This window comes from Haematobacter missouriensis (assembly GCF_000740775.1).
Taxonomy (GTDB): Bacteria; Pseudomonadota; Alphaproteobacteria; order Rhodobacterales; family Rhodobacteraceae; genus Haematobacter; species Haematobacter missouriensis.
Genome location: NZ_JFGS01000065.1, coordinates 1 through 6,714 on the forward strand (window position 1 = coordinate 1; position 6,714 = coordinate 6,714).

General features: G+C 65.1%; 8 protein-coding genes. All 8 read left to right on the top strand.

The window, feature by feature from the left end; genetic code table 11:
• Window positions 1–1,170 (top strand): P-type conjugative transfer protein TrbL (trbL, locus tag CG51_RS18295; RefSeq protein ID WP_035747465.1); only part of this gene is annotated, 1,170 nt, incomplete at its 5' end.
• Entirely contained in the window at window positions 1,167–1,856 is a 690-nt protein-coding gene (trbF, locus tag CG51_RS18300; protein WP_035747466.1) for a conjugal transfer protein TrbF, read from the top strand. The genes trbL and trbF, both read left to right, overlap by 4 nt.
• Window positions 1,853–2,869 (top strand): P-type conjugative transfer protein TrbG, encoded by a 1,017-nt coding sequence (gene trbG / locus CG51_RS18305; RefSeq protein WP_035747468.1) that lies wholly within the window; start codon window positions 1,853–1,855, stop codon window positions 2,867–2,869. The genes trbF and trbG overlap by 4 nt, the downstream gene beginning before the upstream one ends.
• Complete coding sequence (locus tag CG51_RS18310) at window positions 2,866–4,014, top strand: TraB/TrbI/VirB10 family type IV secretion system protein (protein WP_198947738.1); 1,149 nt, start codon at window positions 2,866–2,868, stop codon at window positions 4,012–4,014. Before trbG ends, CG51_RS18310 begins: the two co-directional genes overlap by 4 nt.
• A 2-nt stretch (window positions 4,015–4,016) precedes the next feature.
• On the top strand, window positions 4,017–4,232 hold the full coding sequence (locus CG51_RS18315; RefSeq protein ID WP_035747469.1) for a DUF2274 domain-containing protein: 216 nt from the start codon (window positions 4,017–4,019) through the stop codon (window positions 4,230–4,232).
• Between the two features lie 135 nt (window positions 4,233–4,367).
• Window positions 4,368–4,682 (top strand): hypothetical protein, encoded by a 315-nt coding sequence (locus tag CG51_RS18320; protein ID WP_035747475.1) that lies wholly within the window; start codon window positions 4,368–4,370, stop codon window positions 4,680–4,682.
• A gap of 20 nt (window positions 4,683–4,702) precedes the next feature.
• Entirely contained in the window at window positions 4,703–5,092 is a 390-nt protein-coding gene (locus CG51_RS18325; protein WP_035747477.1) for an HVO_A0114 family putative DNA-binding protein, read from the top strand.
• On the top strand, window positions 5,089–6,714 hold a 1,626-nt coding region (locus CG51_RS18330), incomplete at its 3' end, for a recombinase family protein (RefSeq protein ID WP_051930872.1). The genes CG51_RS18325 and CG51_RS18330, both read left to right, overlap by 4 nt.

Sequence of the window (6,714 nt, forward strand, 5' to 3'; positions counted from 1 at the left end):
GACATCATCGCCCGGCTGGTCAAGAAGACCCTGTTCGTAGGGGCCTTCGCCTACATCATCGGCAACTGGAACAATCTGGCCCGCATCGTCTTCGAGAGCTTCGCCGGTCTCGGCCTGAAAGCCTCCGGCACCAGCTTCTCGACCGCCGACCTCATGCGCCCCGGCAAGGTGGCGCAGACCGGCCTCGACGCGGGACGGCCGCTGCTCGACTCCATCTCCGACCTGATGGGCTACTGGTCGTTTTTCGAGAACTTCATCCAGATCGCCTGCCTGCTGTTCGCCTGGGCGCTTGTCATCCTCGCCTTCTTCATTCTGGCGATCCAGCTCTTCGTTACGCTTATCGAGTTCAAGCTGACGACGCTGGCCGGGTTCGTGCTGATCCCGTTCGGCCTGTTCGGCAAGACCGCCTTCATGGCCGAGCGCGTGCTGGGCAACGTCATCTCGTCGGGGATCAAAGTCCTCGTGCTTGCCGTCATCATCGGCATCGGCTCGACGCTGTTCTCGCAATTTACCGCAGGCTTCGGCGGTGCCACGCCGACCATCGACGATGCGATGGCGATCGTGCTTGCCGCGCTGTCGCTGCTCGGCCTCGGCATCTTCGGCCCCGGCATCGCTTCCGGTCTCGTCTCCGGCGGCCCGCAGCTTGGCGCGGGCGCGGCGATCGGCACCGGCCTTGCAGTAGGAGGCGCAGCCCTTGCCGCAGGCGGTGCGGCCGCCATGTCCGGCGGAGCCGCGGCCGTTCGGGGTGGCGCTGCCACAGCAGGCGCGGCAAGCGCAGCCTATAGCATGGGTTCACTCGGCCAGCCCGGCGGCGCAGGCGTCGCGTCCGGCCTTGGCGGCGTTGCCCGCGCCGCAGGCTCCGCCGCCGTCTCGCCCCTCAAACGCACCGCTTCCAAAGCATCGGAAAGCGTCAAATCCAGCTTCTCCGATGGCGCGCGCGCGGCCTTTGGTGTGACGGGCGGCTCATCCACCGCAGGCACGGTCGAGGGGGCCAGCGCAGCCCCCGCAGCAGCGTCTTCCCCCGCTGGCAGTCCCCCGGCCTGGGCGCAGCGGATGCACCGTTCCCAGGCCGTGAATCACGGCGCCACCATGGCGGCCCATGCGGTGCGCTCCGGCGACAGCCACGGTGGCGGCTCTTCCGTCAATCTCTCTGAAAGTGACCGCTCATGAGCATCTTCAAACGTCCATCGACCCACTACGGCAAATCGCCCGAACCCGAGACGCCTTACCAGAAGGCCGCGCAAATCTGGGATGAACGCATCGGCTCGGCCCGCGTGCAGGCGAAGAACTGGCGATACATGGCCTTCGGCTCGCTGATCCTCTCGGCCGGTTTCGCCGCCGCGCTCGTCTGGCAAACGGCGCGTGGGACTGTGGTGCCATGGGTGGTGCAGGTCGATAACCTCGGCCAGTCGCAGGCCGTTGCGCCCGCCGTGGCTGAATACCGTCCGACCGATCCCCAGATTGCGTTTCATCTCGGCCGCTTCATCGAGCAGACACGCTCTATCCCGTCCGACGCCATCATCGTCCGGCAAAACTGGCTCCGCGCCTATGAGTGGACCACGGATCGCGGCGCGGCGGCCCTGAACGATTATGCGCGCAGCAACGACCCGTTCACCAAGGTCGGTCGGCAGCAGATCGCTGTCGAGGTGTCCAGCGTCATCCGGGCGTCGAACGACAGCTTCCGCGTGGCGTGGACCGAGCGTCACTACGAGAACGGCCAGCTTTCCACGACCGAACGCTGGACCGCGATCCTGACCATCGTGATCCAGACCCCGCTTGACGCCGAGCGCCTGCGCGCCAATCCGCTCGGCATCTACGTCAATGCAATCTCATGGTCGCGGGAGATGAGCCAATGACCCGCACGACACTCCGCAAAGCCGCATTTCAGGATTTCCGTAAACCCGCCTTCGCGGCTTTGATGCTGTCGGCCACGATGCTCGCCGGCTGCGCCACCAACCGGCCGCCGCAATTCAGCTATGACGCCGACGTGCCGTCATTGCCCGTCGTGCCGGCCGCCGTCGCCGATGACCGGCCCCGGCCATTGCACACGCCGCCTGCATGGACGGTCGCACGCGGAGGGACCGCTGCCGGAACACCGGCAGGCCGTGTCGAGAACGCCAATGCCGCCGCGCGCGTCGAGCCGCGCCGCGAAGGCTATTACAACGCCATCCAGATTTATCCCTGGTCGGAAGGGGCGCTCTATCAGGTCTATGCAGCGCCAGGACAGATCACCAATATTGCGCTGGAGCCGGGCGAGAGTCTGACCGGCGCGGGGCCGATTGCAGCCGGCGACACCGCGCGCTGGATCATCGGCGATACAGAGAGCGGCAGCGGAACGTCACGCCGCGTCCATATCCTCGTCAAGCCGTCGCGGCCGGACATCGCGACCAATCTCGTCGTGACGACCGACCGGCGCACCTACATGATCGAGCTGCGCGCCCGCGAAGCCCTCTATATGCCCTCCGTCGCCTGGGCCTATCCGGCACAACCGGCAGGCCAGCGCCAGACCGTTCCGGCCGCACCGATCATCCCGGCCGAGGCGGCGCGCAACTATCGCTACGGCCTGACCGGCGATAATCCACCCTGGAAGCCTATCTCCGTCTTTGACGATGGCCGCCGCATCTATGTCGTCTTCCCGCGCGGCATCGTGCAGGGCGAGATGCCGCCGATCTTCGTCATCGGTTCCGATGGCGAGACCCAGATCGTCAACAGCCGCATCCACCAGAACATCCTGATCGTGGATCGCCTGTTCGGCGCGGCCGAATTGCGCCTTGGCAGCGGCGACCGCCAGCAGACGGTCAGGATCGTCCGCATCGAGCAACGGCAGGCTGCACAGCCGGCAAAAGCGACCGGAGAATCCCCGTCATGACTGAAGACACGACCCCTGTAGAAGCCTCAGCGGACACCACCGCACCCATGCGGCTGCGCACTGAGCCGCCGCGCGTCACCCGTCTGTCCCGCAAGATGCTGGCCGGCGTCGGAGCCGTCGCGCTGTTCGGGATCGGCGGAGCGCTGATCTATGCGCTTCAGACCCGTGACATGAGCGGCAGCGGCGAAGAACTCTATTCGACCGAGAACCGTCCCACGGCGGACGGCCTGTCCGGCCTGCCGCGCGACTATACCGGCCCGGTTCTCGGGCCGGCGCTGCCGGGCGATCTCGGTGGCCCCATCGTCAATGCGCAGAACCGGGGCCAGCCCGTCACGTCGCCCGTCATGACGACGCCCGCCGTCGATCCTGCCGAACAGCGCCGCATTGCCGAGGAAGAGGCCGCGCGCGTCAGCCGCGTCTTTTTCCAGACCGCCCCCGGAACAGGGACCGCCAGCCCGAGCCTTGCCGGCCTTGGCCTCGCCGCGCAGCCTGTCGCAACCGGCACACAGGACCGGCATACGGCCTTCCTCAATGGCCCGGTGGATCGGCAGACGGTCGCCCTGGACCGCATCGCCGCCCCAGCCTCGCCCTACATCCTTCAGGCTGGGGCCGTGATCCCGGCGGCGATGATAACCGGCATCCGTTCCGATCTTCCCGGCCAGATCACCGCGCAGGTGACGGAAAACGTCTATGATAGTCCGACCGGCAGCCTGCTTCTCATCCCGCAGGGCACGCGCATCATCGGCCAGTATGATGCCGGCGTGACCTTCGGCCAGCGCCGCGTGCTGCTCGTCTGGAACCGCCTGATCCTGCCGAACGGTCGCTCCATCGTGCTGGAGCGCCAGCCGGGCGCGGACGCTTCCGGCTATGCCGGGCTTGAGGATGGCGTCGATTATCACTGGTGGGATCTGATGAAGGCTGCTGGGCTTTCCACGCTGCTCGGCATCGGCACCGAACTAGCGACCGATGACGAGGACCGACTGATCCGCGCCATCCGCGACGGGGCGCAGGATACCATCAATCAGGCCGGACAGCAGATCGTCCAGCGTCAGTTGCAGGTCGCGCCGACGCTGACCATCCGACCGGGCTTCCCGGTCAGGGTCATCGTCACAAGGGATTTAGTCCTCGAATCCTACAGGAATTGACCATGGCAAAGCTGAAACTCGGCCCACTGGCCGACGACAAGCCGGTGAAGGTGACGGTGGAACTGCCCGCACATCTCTTTCGCGATTTGGAGATTTATGGCGCTCTGTTGGCCGATGGCGGTGCGCCGATCGAGCCTGCCAGACTTATCGTGCCGATGCTGGAGCGGTTCATCGCCACGGATCGCGGTTTCGCCAAGGCGCGGCGGCAACCCTCCTGATCCATCACGGCGGGGGTGCCGCCAGCGCACAGGCGCGAATGCGGCACGCTACACTCCGCCGATCCCCCTCCATGCTTCGCTCAATTCCGGGGCCTTGAGCGCCCCGGAATCCACCAGCGAAACACGGAGGATACCATGTGCGCAGAGCGCCGCCGCGCCCAACGAGGCCGCCCAAGACAGCCGACCCCTGGAACGCTCCCCGACGACCTCTACGACTATGACGACGATCCCCCGCCGCGCATCAGCCCGTCGCGCGGCAGTCCGCCTCATGTCTTCGACGTGGAGAAGCTGCCCGTCATTGATGACTGGCCCGAGGAAGTGCCGATCACCGAGGCCGAGATTCAGGTGTTCGAGCGCTGGTTTGCCGATGTTTTCGACGAGATGTTCGGCTCGCTCGATCTGCCGGAAGGCTTGCGAATGTTATCGAAATATGATAACGAAAAGCCTTAAGAAAATGATCGAGCTACACCATGACGACACTCAAGGTCGGGATCGCCACATCCGATGAAATGAAGGCCCGCACCATGCGGATTGCCAAAGGCGAGGAAAAGCCCGCGCCCGGCGATCCGAGCGTCTGGTTCACCTCAACAATATCGTTCGCCAAGTTCCTGTCAGCAGGTAATTGCGAACTGCTCCGCATCATCCATGAGCATGAGCCGGACTCGCTGGAGGAACTGGCGCAGATCACCGGCCGCGCGAAATCCAACCTGTCCCGCACCCTCAAGGCCATGGCCGGCTACGGTTTTGTCCGCATGGAGAAGGGCAAGGGCCTCAAGCTGGTCCCCAAGGTCATCCATGACCGCGTGGAGCTGGTGTTGCCCCTGATCGAGCGGCGCAAGTCGAAAGGAACCCGCAAATGAACGCACAATCCCCCAATGTCGCCCTGCGGGCCGCCCTCTACCTGCGCGTCTCCACCGCACGGCAGGCCGAGCATGACGTGTCGATCCCCGACCAGCGCAAGCAGGGCGAAGCCTGGTGCGCGGCGCGCGGCTATCAGCTTGTCGAAATCTTCGTGGAACCGGGCAACACGGCCACCAATGATCGCCGGCCCGAGTTCCAGCGCATGATCGAGGCGGGCACGTCGAAACCCGCACCCTTCGACGTGGTTCTGGTTCACAGCTTCTCGCGCTTCTTCCGCGACGCCTTCGACATGGAATATTACTATCGCAAGCTTGCCAAGAATGACGTACGCCTCATTTCCATCACGCAGGAGTTGGGGGACGACCCGATCCACGACATGATGCGGCGGATCATGTCTTTGTTCGACGAATATCAGTCGAAGGAGAACGGCAAACACGTCACGCGCGCTCTGAAGGAGAACGCCCGGCAGGGCTTCTGGAACGGCGCGTTGCCTCCGATCGGCTACCGGATCGCCGCTGCCGAACAGCGTGGGGCCAAGACCAAGAAAAAGCTGGAAATCGACCCGCTGCACGCCGACACGATCCGGTTGATCTATCGGCTCGCTCTGGAAGGTCAGGGCGACAGCGGCCAGATGGGCGTCAAGGCCATCGTCAAGCATCTGAACGCCAAGGGCATCTTCACCCGCGACGGCGGCCGCTGGGGCATCGGCCAGGTCCATCGCGTCCTGACCCGCCGCACCTATATCGGCGAACATGAATGGGGGAAGCGCAGCAAGCACAACGACCCGCGCGCTCCCGGCGAGATCGTCATCGTCCCGGTGCCCGCGATCATCGAGCCGGAGACCTTCGACGCCGTTCAGTGTCTTTTGCAGGCTCGAAACCCCAAGACCGAGCTGCCCGCGCGTGTGGTGATCGGGCCGACCCTGCTGACCGGCATCTGCTATTGCGGCAACTGCGGCGGAGCCATGACCATCCGCACCGGAAAGAGCGGCCGCTATCGCTACTATGCCTGCTCGATCAAGGCGCGGCAGGGCGAGACCGGCTGCAAGGGCCGAGCGATCCCCATGGACAAGCTCGACAACATGGTGGTCAACCATGTCGAGGAGCGGCTGCTTGATCCCGCCCGTCTGGAGAAGCTGCTTGGCAGCATCCTCGGCCGCCGCGAGGATCAGGCCGAGCGCCGCCGCGAACATATCGCCTCGTTACAACGGCAGGCGACCGAATCGGAGTCGCGTCTCAAGCGCCTCTACGATGCCATCGAGGCCGGTGTTGCCAATCTGGACGACCCGGCGCTCAAGGAGCGGATAGCTGGCCTCAAGGTGATCCGCGATCAGGCCAGGGCCGACGCCGACCGTGCGCAAGCTATGCTTGAAAGCCCTGGTCACAGCGCCCTTAGCCCCGCAATGATCGAAGGGTTTGCACGTCGCGCGCGGGAGCGCATTCGCAGCCACGAGGGCGGGTATCGGCGGGATCATCTGCGCGCCCTGGCGCAGCGCGTCGAGGTTGCAGACGACGCAATTCGCATCATGGGATCGAAAACGGAGCTGCTAAAGACGCTTATTGCCGGTCAAGGGCGGCAATCGGCGGCGATTGGCGTGCCCAGAGGCGGACTGAAATGGCGG